The organism is Methylobacterium pseudosasicola, assembly GCF_900114535.1.
Taxonomy (GTDB): domain Bacteria; phylum Pseudomonadota; class Alphaproteobacteria; order Rhizobiales; family Beijerinckiaceae; genus Methylobacterium; species Methylobacterium pseudosasicola.
The window spans coordinates 1-15,699 of record NZ_FOTK01000071.1 but is presented as its reverse complement, the minus strand read 5'-3'; the positions used below and the strand labels follow the sequence as shown (position 1 = coordinate 15,699).

Sequence of the window (15,699 nt, the reverse complement as noted above, 5' to 3'; positions counted from 1 at the left end):
CCGGGCGACATCGTCATCATGGACAACCTGCCAGCCCACAAGGTCGCGGGCGTGCAGGACGCGATCGAGGCTGCAGGAGCGCGGCTGCTCTACCTCCCGTCCTACAGCCCTGATTTCAACCCGATCGAGCAGGTCTTCGCGAAGCTGAAGGCGCTGCTGCGGAGTGCGGCCGCCCGCACGATCCCGGATCTCTGGGCGGCGATCCGTCAGGCCTTCACGCGCTTCACTCCGCAGGAGTGCCGCAACTACCTCGCCGCAGCCGGCTACGAGAACGACTTGGCCGTCGCTACCTGACCGGGAACAGCTCTAGCGTCGGCCCCCTCGCCGCTGCACCCATGTCATTGACGGCCGCCGCATACGATGGCGTCTCATCCGAACGTCATTGAGCATGTCGGACGGGGAGGCAATGCTCACCGTCGGACCGGCAGGCACAGCGGCGGCTGGCAAGCTCAGGCCAGCCAAGCCGATGCCGGCGAGCGCGGCGAAAATTAAGATGCGCATGGAAATCCTCTTTGCCTTCGCGCAGGAGGATCGCGTCGGCCTGTAGGGAAGCGCTAAGATACGCTTTTGGTTCAGGCCCCCCTCATTTGATGACGATTCTTGATCGCCCCCAACGGCCAATCCCACGCCATCCAACGGTGCGATCGGGCTGCTCTCCAATGAGAGGCGGATCATCTCAGAACGACTCTCGAGCAACGTGGCAGGGGCTCCCCGACCAGCACTGTCCGGCCTACGATGAACTCCGGACGCGACATCTGGGTGAGTGCCCGCCCAGGCTGGGGAACGGGCTCGGTCGACATGACGCGTTGGCTGCTTATGGACGGGGTAGGCGCACTGCTCCCCACATGTTTCAACGCGCTATGGCCGGGAAAAGGCGCGTTGCTTCAATCAGATCGGCCGGTGGGGCAGAACCACCCATGCTGCCGCTCGTTGTTGTGTCATGTTACAGCCGAAGCGACAGTCTGACTGCCCTCGCACCAGAATGCGACAGCGGCTCGCGTTCAACATCCTGCTGGACGTATTCGCGATCGAAATCTTGTCGGAAGCGCTCACACCCCTGCGAACGGCTGACGATCCGGGCGTAGCTCAGGTCGAGCATGCGATCCGAAGCCATCGTATCGGCATTCTGAAGCAGCGCGCGATCCTGGGCGCTGCGGGTATTGAGATCGAATGACGACCGCGCCCCCCTTCGCCGTGAGGGCGAAAAGGCCCCACGGGACCGTGACCTACAACTGCCCAACGCCGGAATGGGCGCTCAAGAAGCTGCGCGACTTCCAGTCTGTGAGCTACGAGAACATCAGCGTGACCGGGCCGGGCGGGCAGCCGCTGGTCGAAGCCGACCTCGTCGCGATGATCGAGGGCGGGATGCAGACTGCGCCCGTCGCGAACCGGATCACGACCGCCGTTCAGTCGTAGCCTGGATCTTGTCCCACAGCCGTCATCTGCCGCGGCTGTGGCCGTCAGGCATCGGCCTCGATCTCGGCCAGTGCCGCCGACATCTCGCACATCACACCTTCCGGGAGGTAGCTCAGCACGATCCTGCCGCCAATCGACCCCGCCAAGCCGCGTTCGATCAAGCGCGATCCGAACCCACGCCGTTGCGGTGGCGTGACCGGCGGCCCTTCGTGTTCGCTCCACCGGAGGTTCAGCACCGCCCCCTTGTCGGTCGGCTCGATGCCCCAGCGTACCTGCACGTAGCCGTCCGCGGTTGAGAGGGCGCCGTACTTGACGGCGTTGGTGGCGAGTTCGTGGATCACCAGCGTCAGCGACAGGGCGGGTTTGGAGCCGATCTTCACGGACGGCCCTTCGAGCCGTAACCGCCCAGCCTGGGCGTCGTCATGAATCGCCAAGGCTTGCCGAGTCACTTCGGCGAGGTCCGCGCTCGTCCCGGTCTGATCGAGCAGCATGTCATGGGCTCGGCCCAGCGCGATCAGGCGTGCCGACAGGGTGCCCTGCGCCGCGTCGAGATCGACCGCGTTGCGCATCGTCTGCGTGGCAATGGCCTGCACCATCGCCAACGTGTTCTTCATGCGGTGGCTGAGTTCGCGGTTGAGGGTGCCCTGCTGCTCCTCAGCCCGCAGGCGTGCCACGCTCGCCAGAACTCGATCGGCGACGTTGCGGGCGAACACCACTTCTTCGGGGGACCAATCCCGCCGCTTCCTGTCGTGGACGTAGAGCATTGCGACCGTTCGGCCCTGCTCTTGGATCGGCACGTTGAGCAGGGCTTGAATGTCGAACCTGCGGAAGGTTCGGGCGTCGTCGGCGGTGAGCGAATGGGTGCCCACGTCCCCGATCGCGAGCGTCTCGCCACGGGCCACCACCGGACCCAAGGTCCCGTAATCAGCGAAGCGATGCCTCCCCAAAAGGTTTCTGGCCCCGGAGGGAGTCCAGTCCGCCAGAACCTCGATGACCGCGCCCGTGGCATCGAGCTCGCCGTACCCCGCCCGACTGGCCTCCAGGGTTCGGCCGACGATCTCGGCGGCGGCGGCGCTCATCTGCGGGATGGTCGAGAGATCGCGCAGATGGTCGCCGATCTCGGTCAAGGCCACTTGACGCGCGAAGGCATTGGACAGGCGATCCTCGCTGATCCGCAATCGCACGAGTTGGCGCCGCTCGTTCAGCAAGGCCATGACGTGGCGGGCGAGCCGGCGGAGGTTGTCGGCTTGGTCCCCGGTCAGGCCACTTGGGCGGGGCGTGGTGTCAATCACGCATATGCTGCCGAGCGCATGCCCCTCCGGCGAGCGTAGCGGTACACCGGCATAGAAGCGGATGTGGGGATCGCCTGTGACCAGCGGATTAGCTCGGGTGCGGGCATCGACCGTGAGGTCCGGGATGACGAGCATGTCCGGCGCGGTCAGCGCATGGACGCAGACGGAAGAGTTGAGGTCGGTCTCGCATGGGGGGAAGCCGACGCGGGCCTTGAACCACTGCCGGTCGGCCGCGACCAAGCTCACCAGCGCCACCGGGACGGCGCACACCGAAGCCGCCAAGTGTACGATATCCTCGAACCCGTCCTCCGGAGCGGTGTCGAGGATGCCATAGGCATCCAAGTCCGCGAGGCGCGCTGATTTCGTGGTTCTGGGGCGCGTGACACAATCCACCGGATCGAACAGCCTATACATCAACGGTAACTCGTTCGTGCCGCGATGATGATAAGGCATTTATCGATCACCGGACGATCTATGACAAGCATCGACGCCGTTGCATTTGCCTCGGTGGCGGCGTCAGCCACTATGCAAGCCCTCGCGCCGACATCTCGATTTAAAGCGTATTTCATAGCATTCGAAACGAGGAAATTGGTTCAATGAAATGTCGAATGTAAGAATTGTACACTCCGATCAGATTTCAAGCATTGCCCTATTCGTGCATTTTGGCAACTGCCTTTGTGATGCTGGAATGTATCTACTGCTATGTCGTGACGCTCCCATGGCCTCGATCCGAGGGGGCGCGATACGTGCGCCTCGATCCTGAAGGCGAAATTTTCACGCCTGCAACCCCCGCGAAGCCGAGGTCACGTGGCACCACTAACGAATTTCACACTGGAAAATTCGAATGAAAGAGATATTTGGGTGGTGATTTTGATCGAATTGGCACTTTATAAATGCATTTCTACTTACCCAGAGCAAATTATATGATAATTAAACAAATGATATTTGTAAACATTTCATAGAAAACGATTTCAATTCGACTTCCAGGTGTATTCAGAGCGCGGGTGATTGAGAGACCACGTACGCTCTTGCCCGTCGCGAGTGAGCACCCGTGGCATTTCTCGAACAAGCTGACCTGCGCAACGAACTTCTCAAGGCACTTCCGCCAGACGGGTTCGAGACCCTCCGGCCTGCGGTGCGGGCCGAGGAAATGCCTCTGCGGCACGTCCTGATCGCCTCCCATTCAGCAATCGAGACCACCCATTTCCCGGAAGGTTTTGCCTCGATCACCATCGATGGCCCCAGCGGCCGCGTGGAGATCGAGCTGATCGGCCTGGAAGGATTGGTTGGTGCCGCCCCGATCCTACTCAACGATGATCGGAGCCCTCATGACCCACTTCGTGCAGATGACCGGTCACATGCTCAGTATCGACGCGGCGGTGCTGCGCGTTGAGGTGGAACGGCACCCGGTCCCGCGTGGGGGCCTCCATCGCTTCATCCAGGCGCAGTTCGTCCAGACGGCGCAGACGGCGTTCGTGAACGTCCGGGGCAACACCGCGGTCCGCCTCGCCCGGTGGCTGCTGATGTGCCACGACCGGATCGACGGCGATCAGATCACGGTCACGCAGGAATTCATGTCGTTCATGCTGGTGGTTCGAGCGCCCGGGCGTGACAGGGGCGCTGCGGGTCCTGGCGGAAAGCGGCTTCGTCCGGAAACACCGCGGCAGCGTGGAGATCATCGGCCGCGGTGGCCTACTGGACCTCGCGGGCGAGAGCTACGGCGTAGCTGAAGCCGAGTGCGCGCGTCTGATCAAGGGACGCTTCGAGCCGAACATCTGACTGCGAACACGCGCAATCTGCCAGGCCGGAGCCGAACGCCAGCGCATGCGGTGACACTGCCAGATCCTGAGCGGCCGCCCGGCCCGGATAGGGTGCGAGAGGATAGGGTCACCCTCAGCTAGCCTGGACGCAGCCGGGATCCGAACCCGGCTGCATGACCGCGTGCGTCAGACAAGAACGAGCGGCTGGGTGGAGGACGCAGAGGATGAATCGAGGGTCCAAGCGTCACGCATGATGCGCTTTGCCGACGTCAACGGCCGTTCCACGAGGATGGTCTGAGATGTGCTCTTCCGTAGGGTTTTAGTGCCCCACGGCCCGACACGGGACCACAGTCGCGATTTTCGACGGTTTTCGCTTCCTTCTGGCCGGGGCGGTCATCGGCCCGCCGGAGGATCGGGCCGCGCCGTTCAGCGAGATCAAGGACGGGGTCATCACGTACCCGCAGGGACAGAAGTGGCGCACCATCGGCCCATGGCTGGTGAACGTCATCTCGGGAGCGGGCGCAGCCTAGTTGGCGTGCGGATGGGCGCCCCGCTCGTCGACGCGTGAAATTCCGAGACCGGCGCCTGCTGGCGCACGAACGGCCGGATGGCCGAGATGCTCGGGATCAGTCCGTTAGGGGTGATCGAGGGCCTGCGGCTGCTTGATCGGGATGGGTACGTCGTCCTCGTCATGGCGGTGCGCAACGGCAAGCCCCAACGGTGCACATCCCAGTTTCAGGGACACGGGAATAAAAGAGGCCACCCCCAAGGGAGTGGCCCGAAGTCTAGGGAGGAAACGTCCAAAAGGACGCAACACGTGTGCATGCCGTGTTGCGGCGCGTCAACCGATGCTGCAGCGCAAGGTTCCGCCTCCGGCTACGAATCAACACAGATGTTTCAGGCTCACCGGCTCGACTCGCGGGAGGGGGCTCTTTGAGTCGGGCGGATGGGTATCCTTAGGGAAGAGACGCCATGCTGCAGCGCGATAATCAGGGTATCAGATGGTGAACGAGCAAAGCCCGTCCCGATGTCATAGAATGGGCTTGCCGCGACTGCGCTGACGAGGCCGCAACCCAGGGTGGGCGCTGCTTTTCCGACGCTCAGACCCCGGCTCCATGGTTCTCCCGCACTTTGCGTGAGAACGGTTGCGGTGACGGGGATAGCATGAACTGATTCACGAGGCAGATGATCCTGTCCTCATCCCTGCCGGGCCGCACCATCGAGCGCGTCTTCCAGACCAGGCCGTCTCGTCGTCATCGCCCATGCGCGGCATGTTCGCGGTCGGTGTCCGACCTGCTGCACGACCGACTCTGTCGTTCATAGCCGCTACGAACACCGTCCGACCGATCTGCCAAGCCTTGGTCGGCCCGTGACGCTGCGCCTGCGCGTCCGACGCTTCTACTGCCTTCATCCCGCCTGCCGCCGCCGTACCTTCGCCGCGCCATTCCCGCGGCTGATGCCGCCGCGAGCGCGTCGGACGCGCCGCCTCGCGCAGGCCCAGAGTCGGATCGGGCTTGCGGCCGGCGGCGAGGCTGGTGCGCGCCTGACCGGCCATCTGGGGATGCGGACCAACCCCAATACGATCCTGCGTATCGTACGCCGCCTGCCGCTGCCGCTGCCGAGCGTGGATCGGCCGCGAGGTGTGGGCATCGACGATTGAGTCCTCCGCAAGGGACAAACCTACGGTACGCTCATCGTCGAGGTCGAACGCAGAAGCCCAATCGGCCCGCCGCCCAACCGTTCGGGAGTGACCGTCGCCGATTGGCTGCGACGCCATCCCGGCATCCAGATCGTCGCCCGCGACCGTTCGACCGAGCAGCCACTGCGGGCGCGCCAGCTGCGCTTCGGGTCGCCGACCGATGGCATCGATCGCCTCTCCAAAGCAGCCGGCCTGAATCCAAATTCAGCCGATCAGGACGTTGCCGCCCCAAGCCGCAGCTGACCTCGCGCGCACCGGGAAGGATGGCTATGCAGCACGCGTTGCCGATTTGGCGCGGCGGTTCACGATGCTGGTGCGCACCTGCGGCCAGGATGCCGGTCGCGAGCTCGATGGATGCCTCTTCGAGACGCGCACCTACGGCGTGGCGGCGTTGGAGGCCGTCGCGGCTGGCTTGGCGCAGGACCGGACGGCGGTCCGGACGGCATTGACGACGTCCTGGAGCAACGCGCAGGCCGGAGGGCAGATCAGCCGGCGGAAGATACTCAAACGCACCATGTACGGCCCCACCAGCTTCGGAATGCTTCGCCGCCGCGTGCTCCTCGCCGCTTGATCCACGTAAAGTGCGGAGGAGCCTGAGGTCGGGGGAGGATCATTGTTGGGCCGAAGCGTCCGGAGGAGCGTGTGCGGCGGACCCTGAAGACCTTTGCCGAATAAGGTCAGAATCGCTGCTCACAGGCATCTGAAGGCCCGCCAGCCTGATGGCCAGCGGGCCGTCCGACATCAGCAGTTGTCGTCGCCCGGCTTCACGGGCTGGCCCTCAGCGGCCTTCTTTGACCCATCGTCTTTCGTGGTGGCGGCGCCGACGTTGTTCATCGCCCCCACCGCACCGGGGGACTCCCCCTTTGCGCCGGGCGTCACCTTGGCGGTCGAGCCGCCCTCGACGTTGGAGCTGGTGTCCTTCGTCTGAGCCTTGGCGCCGGTGGTCGTACCTACGTTACACGGGGCGGCGAACGATGTGGCTGCGGTAAGCGCGAGAATGACGGCGGCACCAGTCAGCGTAGCGATGCGTGGCATGTTTCCTCCTGCTATGTTGCAGGAGGAAGGCGCGATCTCGCACAAGAGTTCCACCGTGGCTCAGCCGCCGTCCCCGCCGTCCCCGGCATCGTCGTCGCCGACCCAGCAAGTCAATGCCGATACCCCCGGCCGCATCCTCGCAGGCTTACGCGACGGCTTCTCGCAGTGCTGTGCCCGCACTTCGGCGAACAGTTCGCGTGCCAGTTGATCCAGAGCGTCGTCGGACAGAACCCGCTCCCGGCCGATCGGCAGGGCAGCATACACTCACCCGTGCCCCGGTGCTCGGCCCCGCCCCGATCTGTTCACAGGGCGGGGGAGCATCCGATCTCACCAACGGCAGGCCGATACGCAACAGGGCCCGTAAGCATCATGCCGCAACTGGGTTAGGCGGCCGTCACCCGGGCGCGCTTGGAGCTGTGCCGAAACAGGCCGCGCAACGCTCGGAAAGGCAGCAGAACGAGCTTGGCGACGCCGTGGGCGAGCATGACGACGGCGATGGCCAGCAGGGCCAGAAGGGTGTTCAGCACGCGACGTACTCCAAGCGGCTCGGTGCTCAGCGGGCCGCCTCCGCCATTGCTTCCAAGAGACACGCTGATCGCGGCGGGACCGTGATGCGGAAATCCGTGACGTAGGCTCATTCCCCGATGACGTGGCGGTATTCCATCAGTAAGCCAACGCTATGCCGTCCTCACCGAAGCGTCATGCCTACCTGGTGGCCGTGTCGCAGAAGCGCGCGACGGTACGGGTCAATGCGGTGCTGACAACCGCACCGGATGAGGCGTTGAAAGCCGTGGCGCTGAACGTCCCGCCCGAGGCAAAACTGGAGATCGTGGGCGTCTTGGCCCGGGGCGTGGCCAAGCGGCTGCGCCTCAAGCCAGGGGAGCCGCTGCAGGTGTGAGCATCAATCCTGTCAGGAGGACGCGACGACCGGCGCGCTCACATGTGCGAACCGCTTCAGACCACCTGCTGACTACCAAGTGAGGCATTCCGGCGGACAACTTTTTTTGAGTACCCCAGGATTCGTGGCCGTGAGCCGGCGTTTGCGGTGTCCAGTTCTCCCGCCGCATGACCCTCACGCGTTCGCCCGGCCGAGGCTTCCCAGGCTTTCTGCGGAGAACTGGCCCGTGGTCATCTGCCGCCACGTTCTTTCCCCTCGAAGCAGCGGGCGCCCCAAGACACCTCCGTGGTGAGAGGCGCTGACACAAGATGTCAGCGCAAAATCGACAACCCCATACCGAGCAGAGCGAGACCGGAGACGATCAAGCTACCCGCCAGTCCTTCGAGGATGTGGCGTGCTTCAGGTCGACGCACAGCTTCAACCGCGAACAAGGCGCCGCCGCACAGAGCAAACAGGCTTAGGCCGAAGGTCATTTCGGCTCCTCCGGAAGCCGCCAATCAGGCGCCGTTGCAGGTGATGATGTCGTGCAGGTTCATGTTGTCGTCCGGCGCGCAGGCCAGGGACGCACCAAACAGGAGGAGTGCGGCCGTCACGATCGCCATCGCAGCCAGGAGCCGCGTCAGAGCAACCGCATGCGCCCGGGCGGCATGAATGACGGCGCAGCCCAGAGCGAAGGCGCAGACTTGGATGGCCGGTGCGATGAAGCTCGCGGTCATTCTAGCTCCCTTGAGCTCGCAATGATCATCGGACAACTGGCTTGGAGGAGGGATGAGTATTGTAAGGAGGGAGCGGCGCCTGGCCCGATCGGATCAGCCTTAGACCGGCTCGCCGCCTCACCGCGATCGTCGTATTCGCGAGGGCGGCCACGGTCGTGAGGATCGTAAGCCATTAGAACCCCCGCATGGCGAGCGGCAGGAGAAAGCCGGTCAGGACGCCGTTCAAGCCCATGCCGAGGCCCGCGAACGCACCCGCCACATCGCTGATCTGCAGCGCCCGCGCGGTTCCGATCCCATGGCCCGCGATGCCGATCGCGAGACCCGTGATCCGGTCGTCCTCCACATGCAACCAGCGCTGGATCGCCGGGCCAGCTATGGCGCCGACGATGCCCGTGCTGATCACCAAAACCGCCGTCAGGGCCGGTACGCCGCCAATCGCCTCCGAGATCCCGACCGCGATGCCGGTGGTCACGCTCTTAGGTGCAAGGGAGAGCAGCGTGACCTTGCTTGCGCCCAGTGCCCAGGCGATGCCGACCGCGCTCAAAACGCCGGTCGGCAAGCCAACGAGAAGCGCCGCGACGATCAGGCCGCCCGAGGCCCGGATCAGCGCCGTCTGCCGGTACAGCGGCACCGCCAACAACACGACGGTCGGCGCGAGCAGGAACTGAATGAACCCCGCTCCGCGCAGGTACGTGGCGTAGGAGATGCCCGTGGCATTGAGCACGAGCACGACCAGGACGATCGCAATCAGCGTCGGGTTGAGGAATGGGTTATTGCCGCTCCAGCGTGCAAGGCGCACCGCCGATAGGAAGGCGAGCACGGTGACGCCGACCTCCAGGATCGGCTGCTCGGGCAAGCTGGCCCAGGCGTGGATGTCAGGCACGGAAGTCGGCCTCCCCCAGGTCGCCGGCGCCTACCCGCTTCCGCCGTCTCGCCCATGCACGGGTGAGTGCCAGCGTCACCACCGTCGCGAGTAGGGTGACGGTGGTACCGCCGACGATCGCCGCGACGATGGGCAGGAACTCGGCTTTCAGGATGTCGGCGTGGGCGACGACGCCGACACCGGCGGGAACGAACAGCAGACCGAAGAGCGCCAGCATGCGATCCGCCAAACGGCCGAGATCCTCGGGCAGGCTCTGGTGCCAGAGCAGGTCGAGGTAGAGCAGCACGAGGCCGGTCACGGGCCCTGGCACGGGGACGAGACCGAGTCTCATGAGCACCTCGCCCAGTCCCAACCAGACGACCACGCGGGCGATGGCTTCAAGCATGGGGCTAGGAGCTGTCGGGAGATCAGTTCTGGATCGTGCAATTGGCGACATCACCCGTCGGCAGGAACTCGCAGATGGTGATTGTCCCCGTCTTCGATGCGGAATCAGCGCTCGACGCTATGCTGGTCGGCGGCGAGATGAGCATGGTCGCTACGAAGGCAGCGGCTGCCAGGATGAAGCCGGCGGTGAAAAGAGTTGCGATCCGCATGGCATGTCCCCGTTCGGAAGCGAGGTCGAAGTAGCCGGAGGGCTACGATCGATCGACCTCCATCTCGGAGGGAGCCAGCATTCGCACTGCACCGCCTCCCCCAAATCGAGGAGAAACCAACGCGATTCGGCTTACATATTGTTTTTGCTCAAGATTTGTATTTTTATTACACAATTCGGTGGCATTCATGATGCATTCGAAGGCGAAAAACGCCATGAGAATGCGCAAGTTATGGGCGATTGTTATGGATGCGATTATCCTGTCGCGCCTGATCGAGTCGATCTACGACTGTGCGATCGATCCAACCCTCTGGTCGAGTGCGCTGGAGGAAATCGCGTCAGCCCTCGACAGCCCAGCCGGGACCCTGAGCGTCAGCGATTTCGTCACGGGAACCGAACGCGCGCTGGTCTACGTCGGCATCTCAGAACATTACCAGGCGCTCTACCGCGAGCACTACCACCTCTCCGACCTGTTCGGTCACAGCCTTCTCATGCGCCCGGTCGACGAGCCTTCGACTTCCGAGGAGCTCGTCGCGGAGGACGAGCTGTTGCACAGCCGCATCTACCGCGAGTGGGCTGCGCCGCAGGGCTTCCGCTACGTCCTGCTCACCGCGCTTATCAAGAGCCAGGCGCGCTTAGCCTACATCGGCCTCACCCGCGGAGCGGAAGGCGGCCCCTACGACGCAGAGGAACAGGCTCGCATGGCCCTGCTGGCGCCACACGTGCGACGAGCCATCACCATCGCCGATCTGATCGAGCATAAGAGCCTTGAGCGCAACAATCTCGCGGATACTCTCGACGCACTCACGGTCTCGGTGCTGGTACTCGGCCCCGATGCCCGGCTTGTCTACAGCAACGCGGCCGGCGAGGCCTTGCTCGCGCGCGGAGACCTGCTGCTTTCCCATGTCGGTGCCATCGAACCGTGGGATCGGACCGCCTCACTGGCATTCCGCACCGCGATCACAGCCAAGGGCGGCGGCGGAATCACCTTGGCCAGACGCGGCGGCGGCGGAGCCGTGATGTTGGCGCTGCCACTCTGCGCAGGGCGGCGCCAGAGCGTTGCGTCCAGTCAAGCACGTGTTGCCCTGTTCATTCAGGACAACCCCTGCGGCCCGCACGCCATCGAACTGCTAGGCCGGGCTTACAGCTTGACCGGAGCCGAGCTGCGCGTCCTCCTCGGGCTGGCCGAGGGTGCAACGCCGACTGATATCGCCAAGCGCTACGGCATCGCAGCCTCGACGGTACGCACACACCTCAAAAGCCTGTTCGCCAAGACGGGAGCGAAAAGGCAGAAGGATCTGATCAAATTGTTGCTTGCCATTCCACCCGTGGGCGCCAAACTACCGTAATGACATCGGCCGGGTTATGCGTAGCGATGATTCCCTTTCGCACAGGTTCATTTGGCCAAGGACATATGGGCGGGCCCCGGGGAACTGTCTCAGGTGCGCCCGTCGTCGCTCACCGTGCCGCAGGTCTCGACGAAACCGCGGAAATTCGGACGTTCGGCTTTGCCCTGCGCAACACCTCGACGAGGAAGGCGACCGCACTCTGGGCGTGGGACTGCGCCACGGTCAGAAGCTCCGCACGATTCGGAATTAGATCCGCCGGCCGCCGGGCGATGTCCTCGACGGCACGAAGGGCCGATCGGACCGCGTCCAGGGCGCTGTAGAGGCCGGGGGTGTTGCTGGCGGCGTTGGAACGAATCGTCAGCAGGCAGGCTTCGGCATCGCGCAGGGCAGCCCCGACCGAGCTGCGGGATCCGGCTACCACTTGGATCGCGTCGTGAAGCATCTGAATGGATGGCGCGAAGCAGGGCTGTAGCCCTGCGCCTGAGACCAGATCGTTGTCGTTCGTCATATCGTCCGCCTACGTGCGCATACCGCGTAGCTAATCCCGCGCCACGACCCGGACGGGTTCGAGGATCGGCCGCGCGGTCGATGTCGCCCGCTGCCCCTCGGCAGCCTGCTTTGGGTTCCGTTTTCCCGATTCTGACATGGTTGGAGCCTCAGTAGGCCTCCTGGTTACGCCTTTGACTCCTCCCCCGTGGAAGACGAGGCCACGATGGCTCTCCCCCCTCGGGCGGGGATAGGTCGAGCGGCATTGCCCTTTCGGGCCAGCCGCGGCCAGGCCTGCCATTCCGGTGAGATGATCCGGAGCACGTTCGTGTCGTTGCGGAAGCCGGTGATCCGGCGCTCCTTGACGGCAGCAGGCCCTGCTTGGCCGCCTCGCGGATCGCGTTCTCCACGGTCGACCGGCACACCCCGGTGACGGCGACCATGTTCTCGATCGACAGGCGGCAGTCCTTCCGGCGCAGGACCTCGGCGGTCAAAAGGGCGAGGACCGCCTGCTCGGCCAAAGTGAAGCGGGCGGCTAGCCCCGGTGGAAGCCGGCCCAAGGCGGCCCAGCGGTGAGGGCGTTCCCATCGAGGCATCCGTGTGCGGGCGCGAGCCGACGGCCCTCCTGGGCGATCCTACATAAGGCTGGCTCGGATCGCCTCCCCCGTCCGGCCGATGTTTGGATTGCGTGGGAGCTTGTCCAGCTCGCTGCCTATCCGCCGACAGGGTGCGGGCCTCAATCAGGGCCGGACGGGCGTTCGGCTTCCGCTTGCGTGACCTTCCATCCCCATAGGCACGCCGCACCAGTGTCGTCACCTGCGGTAGGGTGATTCGATCGGCCACCTCGATGGCGCACCCTAACTCTTCGGCAAACATGGCGCTCGGCCGCAGGAAAGGGCCGCAACAGGTCGTTCCGGGCCGACGAAGGGGCGTCTGGTCCACGAGGCAAAGTCTCATCGTCGTCGCGGCATCGGCGTTCCGACTCGACGCCAGGGAGGTGCCTCATGGCTTGTGAGGGGCAGCTCAGCCGGGTCTCACAAGGCCTCAGGTTTTTCGACAGCCTCTTCCTTGCCGGGAAGGGGCTGTTGGCTTTTCAGGGTCTATCTCGCGGCGATGGTCTCCTGAATTGCCGGCTCTCGACTCGCCGAGGCGGTCCCGGCCGGAACAGTCCATGTCGGCTGGACGGCACGGTTAAGTCAAAGTTGGCATTTCAGCCGTCGACATCGTCCGACCCTGCCGTATGGTGTTGGCGCGAGCGAACGGCGTCAGTGCCGGATCGCGCCAACGTCGCGATCGGACTGCGAATGCGCTTCTCGACCCTGCTCGTCAGCTTCTGTCTCGGAACCGGACTGTCCGGTGCAGTACTGGCCCAACCCGCCCCGAAGCCCGCACCTTCAGCTACGCCTGATCCAGCCTTGCTGAAGGCCGCTCGTGAGACGGTGGCACAGATGCAGGGTGACCGCACCGCTACGCTCAGCGCGATGGCTGCGCCGATGGTCGGCATGATGCAGCAGATCGGCATCAAGGAGCCCGACAAGGCACAGGTGCTGGTCCAAGAGGTCGTGATGCCGACCTTGATCGCACACTACGACGAGCTTCTCGACATCCAGGCTCGCGGCTTCGCCACGATCCTCGGCCAGGATGACCTGCAGGCGATCTCGACCTTCTACGCGACGCCCGCCGGCAAGCGCCTCGCGGCCGCCCAGCCCCAGCTCGCACAGATCCAGTTGGCCGGCCTGCAGCAGTGGATGCAGTCAGTTGGACCCGAGATGCAGGGCAAGATCGTCAAGGCGGTCCAAGCCCATGGCTGGGTGATCGGCGGACCGGCCAAGGCGCGCTGAATTTAGTCTGACCAACGTCAGGGCATGATCAGCACGCCCATGCACGGCAGACTTCCGACCGTCGCCGACCTGCGCAAGTCCGGCCGCATCAGCAGCCATGAGATCGTCGCAGCGATCTGTCATCACCGCCCGTTCAACCGCGCCGTAATCTGCTGATGTTTGAGCTCGGCTAGCCAGCAAGGGCGCTTCCGGTTCGGATGTCACCCTGCTCGTGCCAAGTCCTGGCCATGCCGTATTGATCCGCTTTGAACAGCATCAGCATGTACGACGCACGCTTGGGCAAGCTGCAATGCGTCGCCCTCGCCCCGCACAAACCGGCCAAACGCCAACATAAGTTTATAAATAATATGCTTTAGCTTGATCTTATTAGTATCGCCAAAAATTATATTTTGTATCAGCTGAAACAAAAAGCCACCGCTATCTCGTTGAGGGTTTTGGGATTCCGTAAGGGCACATCGATTACTGCGCGCTCATCGCTTCGATAAAGGGACACAATGCCTGACAACGCAACATGTGATAGGATCGCGACGGAACAATCGACATCGCCGCGGTCCCGACACCCGTGGCCCGGCTGGATGGCTAACGTTTTACTCGCGCTCTTTCTAGTATTTACAATATTTGCTTGGAGCTATGCTACGTGGATAGTCATTTGTAAGGCAACGTCGTACTTAATTTGATTATTCTATCGACTCTTGCGCTTTTTACATAAATATAAGAACTGAACCACTCCCGCCAAGTAGGCTGTGGCAACTAAGACAGCAGGACAAACGGTAAAATTCATGATGCAACCTGTTCGTCCTCTCCGCCTACATAGCCGCAGCTTCAATCAAATCATGTCGACGAAATAGTTGCGTAGAAGCCATTTGCGATGCGGCATTTAATCAATTGCCCGTCAGCCTTCCGGTGAAATTTTCCGATGCTTCTGCGGAATAGGTGCGATCAAAGGAACTTCTGCTCGCCCCCAGCTCGATCCGGTCGGGGCAGGGGAGCAACTGACATCACCACCGCGAGCCGATACGCAACGCTTCCCATCACTGAAAATGCCAGTACGCGGTTGCGGTCCAGTGAACCACGCGGCATCGAGCGGCAATGATCCGGTCCGAACTCATCGCCCGCATCGCGGAGCAGAACCCGCACCTCTATGAGAAGGAGATCGAAGCGGTCGTGCTGACGATCCTCCGCACGATGTCGGATGCCCTGGCTCGCAGAAACCGGGTCGAACTCCGCGGCTTCGGCGCGTTCGAGGTTAGGGAGCGTGACGCCCGGACTGGGCGCAACCCGCGAACCGGCGAGACGGTGGAAGTCGAGGCTAGGGCCTCTGTCCACTTCAAACCCGGCAAAACGATCCAGGCCCGGCTCAACGGCGTTGACGTTAGACCCAAGCGGAAGGCTAAGAGCGCCTAACAGAACGGGCACGGATCGTCTGGGAGTGCGTTGGTTTGGATGGCCCGCCCGCTACTGCCCGATGATCTCTGGGACGCGATCACCCCGCTTCTACCGCCGCCACGCCCGCGTCCGAAGGGCGGGCGCCGCCCGATTGAGAACCGGGCGGCGCTGACCGGCATCCTGTTCGTGCTGCGCTCAGGCCTGCCCTGGGAGATGCTGCCCGCCGAGATGGGCTGCGGCTGCGGGATGAGTTGCTGGCGGCGCCTGCGCGACTGGCAGGAGGCGGGGGTGTGGGCGCGCTTGCATCAGGTTCTGCTGGAGCGCTTGCACGCGGCGGGTGAGATCG

21 protein-coding genes and 1 pseudogene are annotated in these 15,699 nt (G+C 63.7%); 13 read left to right on the top strand and 9 right to left on the bottom strand.

The features are described 5' to 3' along the window. From BM228_RS31310 to BM228_RS31300, 4 genes are all read left to right on the top strand, one after another. On the top strand, window positions 1-294 hold a 294-nt coding region (locus BM228_RS31310), incomplete at its 5' end, for a transposase (protein ID WP_139234302.1). Between the two features lie 112 nt (window positions 295-406). Next, complete coding sequence (locus BM228_RS35000) at window positions 407-547, top strand: hypothetical protein (protein ID WP_167367885.1); 141 nt, start codon at window positions 407-409, stop codon at window positions 545-547. A gap of 435 nt (window positions 548-982) precedes the next feature. Next, window positions 983-1,174: a hypothetical protein gene (locus BM228_RS31305; protein WP_092046890.1), complete on the top strand. Its 192-nt coding sequence runs from the start codon at window positions 983-985 to the stop codon at window positions 1,172-1,174. Then, window positions 1,171-1,416: a hypothetical protein gene (locus tag BM228_RS31300; RefSeq protein WP_092046887.1), complete on the top strand. Its 246-nt coding sequence runs from the start codon at window positions 1,171-1,173 to the stop codon at window positions 1,414-1,416. The genes BM228_RS31305 and BM228_RS31300 overlap by 4 nt, the downstream gene beginning before the upstream one ends. Before the next feature lie 44 nt (window positions 1,417-1,460). Here BM228_RS31300 and BM228_RS31295 read toward each other — a convergent pair whose 3' ends face one another. Next, window positions 1,461-3,122, bottom strand: coding sequence for a sensor histidine kinase (locus tag BM228_RS31295; protein ID WP_092046884.1), 1,662 nt, complete (start codon window positions 3,120-3,122; stop codon window positions 1,461-1,463). Window positions 3,123-3,759: 637 nt separating this feature from the next. Between BM228_RS31295 and BM228_RS35695 the strand changes: the two genes are divergently transcribed. From BM228_RS35695 to BM228_RS31280, 3 genes and pseudogenes are all read left to right on the top strand, one after another. Continuing rightward, window positions 3,760-4,101 (top strand): hypothetical protein, encoded by a 342-nt coding sequence (locus BM228_RS35695; RefSeq protein WP_244537411.1) that lies wholly within the window; start codon window positions 3,760-3,762, stop codon window positions 4,099-4,101. 215 nt (window positions 4,102-4,316) lie between these two features. Further along, window positions 4,317-4,487: a hypothetical protein gene (locus BM228_RS35690; RefSeq protein WP_244537410.1), complete on the top strand. Its 171-nt coding sequence runs from the start codon at window positions 4,317-4,319 to the stop codon at window positions 4,485-4,487. Between the two features lie 1,166 nt (window positions 4,488-5,653). Next, a pseudogene (locus BM228_RS31280) lies at window positions 5,654-6,738 on the top strand (ISL3 family transposase). A gap of 170 nt (window positions 6,739-6,908) precedes the next feature. Here BM228_RS31280 and BM228_RS31275 read toward each other — a convergent pair. Both BM228_RS31275 and BM228_RS34995 read right to left on the bottom strand, forming a co-directional pair. Continuing rightward, window positions 6,909-7,202: a hypothetical protein gene (locus BM228_RS31275; protein WP_092046879.1), complete on the bottom strand. Its 294-nt coding sequence runs from the start codon at window positions 7,200-7,202 to the stop codon at window positions 6,909-6,911. 383 nt (window positions 7,203-7,585) lie between these two features. Next, entirely contained in the window at window positions 7,586-7,729 is a 144-nt protein-coding gene (locus BM228_RS34995) for a hypothetical protein (protein ID WP_167367884.1), read from the bottom strand. Window positions 7,730-7,881: 152 nt separating this feature from the next. Here BM228_RS34995 and BM228_RS31270 point away from each other — a divergent pair, with 152 nt between their 5' ends. Beyond that, window positions 7,882-8,100: a hypothetical protein gene (locus BM228_RS31270; protein ID WP_092046876.1), complete on the top strand. Its 219-nt coding sequence runs from the start codon at window positions 7,882-7,884 to the stop codon at window positions 8,098-8,100. A 311-nt stretch (window positions 8,101-8,411) separates the two neighbouring features. On the opposite strand, the gene BM228_RS34990 is transcribed toward BM228_RS31270, so the two are convergent. The 5 genes from BM228_RS34990 to BM228_RS34310 form a co-directional block, all read right to left on the bottom strand. Then, window positions 8,412-8,573, bottom strand: coding sequence for a hypothetical protein (locus tag BM228_RS34990; protein ID WP_167367883.1), 162 nt, complete (start codon window positions 8,571-8,573; stop codon window positions 8,412-8,414). A 24-nt stretch (window positions 8,574-8,597) separates the two neighbouring features. Continuing rightward, window positions 8,598-8,816, bottom strand: coding sequence for a hypothetical protein (locus BM228_RS31265; RefSeq protein ID WP_092046874.1), 219 nt, complete (start codon window positions 8,814-8,816; stop codon window positions 8,598-8,600). A 172-nt stretch (window positions 8,817-8,988) separates the two neighbouring features. Next, window positions 8,989-9,699, bottom strand: a complete 711-nt coding sequence (locus BM228_RS31260) for an LrgB family protein (protein WP_092046871.1) — start codon at window positions 9,697-9,699, stop codon at window positions 8,989-8,991. Continuing rightward, the gene (locus BM228_RS31255) at window positions 9,692-10,084 is read right to left on the bottom strand and encodes a CidA/LrgA family protein (protein ID WP_280142369.1); all 393 of its coding nucleotides are present in this window, start codon (window positions 10,082-10,084) and stop codon (window positions 9,692-9,694) included. Before BM228_RS31255 ends, BM228_RS31260 begins: the two co-directional genes overlap by 8 nt. A 22-nt stretch (window positions 10,085-10,106) precedes the next feature. Further along, entirely contained in the window at window positions 10,107-10,292 is a 186-nt protein-coding gene (locus BM228_RS34310; RefSeq protein ID WP_139234301.1) for a hypothetical protein, read from the bottom strand. Between the two features lie 187 nt (window positions 10,293-10,479). Here BM228_RS34310 and BM228_RS31250 point away from each other — a divergent pair, with 187 nt between their 5' ends. After that, the gene (locus tag BM228_RS31250) at window positions 10,480-11,640 is read left to right on the top strand and encodes a helix-turn-helix transcriptional regulator (RefSeq protein WP_092046865.1); all 1,161 of its coding nucleotides are present in this window, start codon (window positions 10,480-10,482) and stop codon (window positions 11,638-11,640) included. 109 nt (window positions 11,641-11,749) lie between these two features. Here the strand turns inward: BM228_RS31250 and BM228_RS34985 are convergent, their stop codons facing one another. Then, window positions 11,750-12,148, bottom strand: coding sequence for a hypothetical protein (locus BM228_RS34985; protein WP_167367881.1), 399 nt, complete (start codon window positions 12,146-12,148; stop codon window positions 11,750-11,752). Between the two features lie 1,393 nt (window positions 12,149-13,541). Between BM228_RS34985 and BM228_RS31240 the strand changes: the two genes are divergently transcribed. The 4 genes from BM228_RS31240 to BM228_RS31230 form a co-directional block, all read left to right on the top strand. Continuing rightward, window positions 13,542-13,967 carry a DUF2059 domain-containing protein gene (locus BM228_RS31240; protein WP_244537409.1) on the top strand — a complete coding sequence of 142 codons (426 nt, stop codon included), beginning with the start codon at window positions 13,542-13,544 and terminating at the stop codon, window positions 13,965-13,967. 24 nt (window positions 13,968-13,991) lie between these two features. Continuing rightward, a complete protein-coding gene (locus BM228_RS35960; RefSeq protein WP_280142368.1) occupies window positions 13,992-14,123 on the top strand; it encodes a hypothetical protein in 132 nt (43 codons plus the stop codon). Window positions 14,124-15,056: 933 nt separating this feature from the next. Further along, window positions 15,057-15,371 (top strand): integration host factor subunit beta, encoded by a 315-nt coding sequence (ihfB, locus tag BM228_RS31235; RefSeq protein WP_092046863.1) that lies wholly within the window; start codon window positions 15,057-15,059, stop codon window positions 15,369-15,371. A gap of 39 nt (window positions 15,372-15,410) precedes the next feature. Next, on the top strand, window positions 15,411-15,699 hold a 289-nt coding region (locus BM228_RS31230), incomplete at its 3' end, for a transposase (protein ID WP_139234300.1).

What these genes read in the sequence shown, in the direction of transcription:
- BM228_RS35000 (WP_167367885.1), top strand. Translation starts at nt 407, where the DNA reads ATGCTCACCGTCGGACCGGCAGGCACAGCGGCGGCTGGCAAGCTCAGG.
- BM228_RS31305 (WP_092046890.1), top strand. Translation starts at nt 983, where the DNA reads ATGCGACAGCGGCTCGCGTTCAACATCCTGCTGGACGTATTCGCGATC.
- BM228_RS31300 (WP_092046887.1), top strand. Translation starts at nt 1,171, where the DNA reads ATGACGACCGCGCCCCCCTTCGCCGTGAGGGCGAAAAGGCCCCACGGG.
- BM228_RS31295 (WP_092046884.1), bottom strand. Translation starts at nt 3,122, where the DNA reads ATGTATAGGCTGTTCGATCCGGTGGATTGTGTCACGCGCCCCAGAACC.
- BM228_RS31275 (WP_092046879.1), bottom strand. Translation starts at nt 7,202, where the DNA reads ATGCCACGCATCGCTACGCTGACTGGTGCCGCCGTCATTCTCGCGCTT.
- BM228_RS31270 (WP_092046876.1), top strand. Translation starts at nt 7,882, where the DNA reads ATGCCGTCCTCACCGAAGCGTCATGCCTACCTGGTGGCCGTGTCGCAG.
- BM228_RS34990 (WP_167367883.1), bottom strand. Translation starts at nt 8,573, where the DNA reads ATGACCTTCGGCCTAAGCCTGTTTGCTCTGTGCGGCGGCGCCTTGTTC.
- BM228_RS31265 (WP_092046874.1), bottom strand. Translation starts at nt 8,816, where the DNA reads ATGACCGCGAGCTTCATCGCACCGGCCATCCAAGTCTGCGCCTTCGCT.
- BM228_RS31255 (WP_280142369.1), bottom strand. Translation starts at nt 10,084, where the DNA reads ATGCTTGAAGCCATCGCCCGCGTGGTCGTCTGGTTGGGACTGGGCGAG.
- BM228_RS34310 (WP_139234301.1), bottom strand. Translation starts at nt 10,292, where the DNA reads ATGCGGATCGCAACTCTTTTCACCGCCGGCTTCATCCTGGCAGCCGCT.
- BM228_RS31250 (WP_092046865.1), top strand. Translation starts at nt 10,480, where the DNA reads ATGATGCATTCGAAGGCGAAAAACGCCATGAGAATGCGCAAGTTATGG.
- BM228_RS34985 (WP_167367881.1), bottom strand. Translation starts at nt 12,148, where the DNA reads ATGACGAACGACAACGATCTGGTCTCAGGCGCAGGGCTACAGCCCTGC.
- BM228_RS35960 (WP_280142368.1), top strand. Translation starts at nt 13,992, where the DNA reads ATGATCAGCACGCCCATGCACGGCAGACTTCCGACCGTCGCCGACCTG.
- ihfB (WP_092046863.1), top strand. Translation starts at nt 15,057, where the DNA reads ATGATCCGGTCCGAACTCATCGCCCGCATCGCGGAGCAGAACCCGCAC.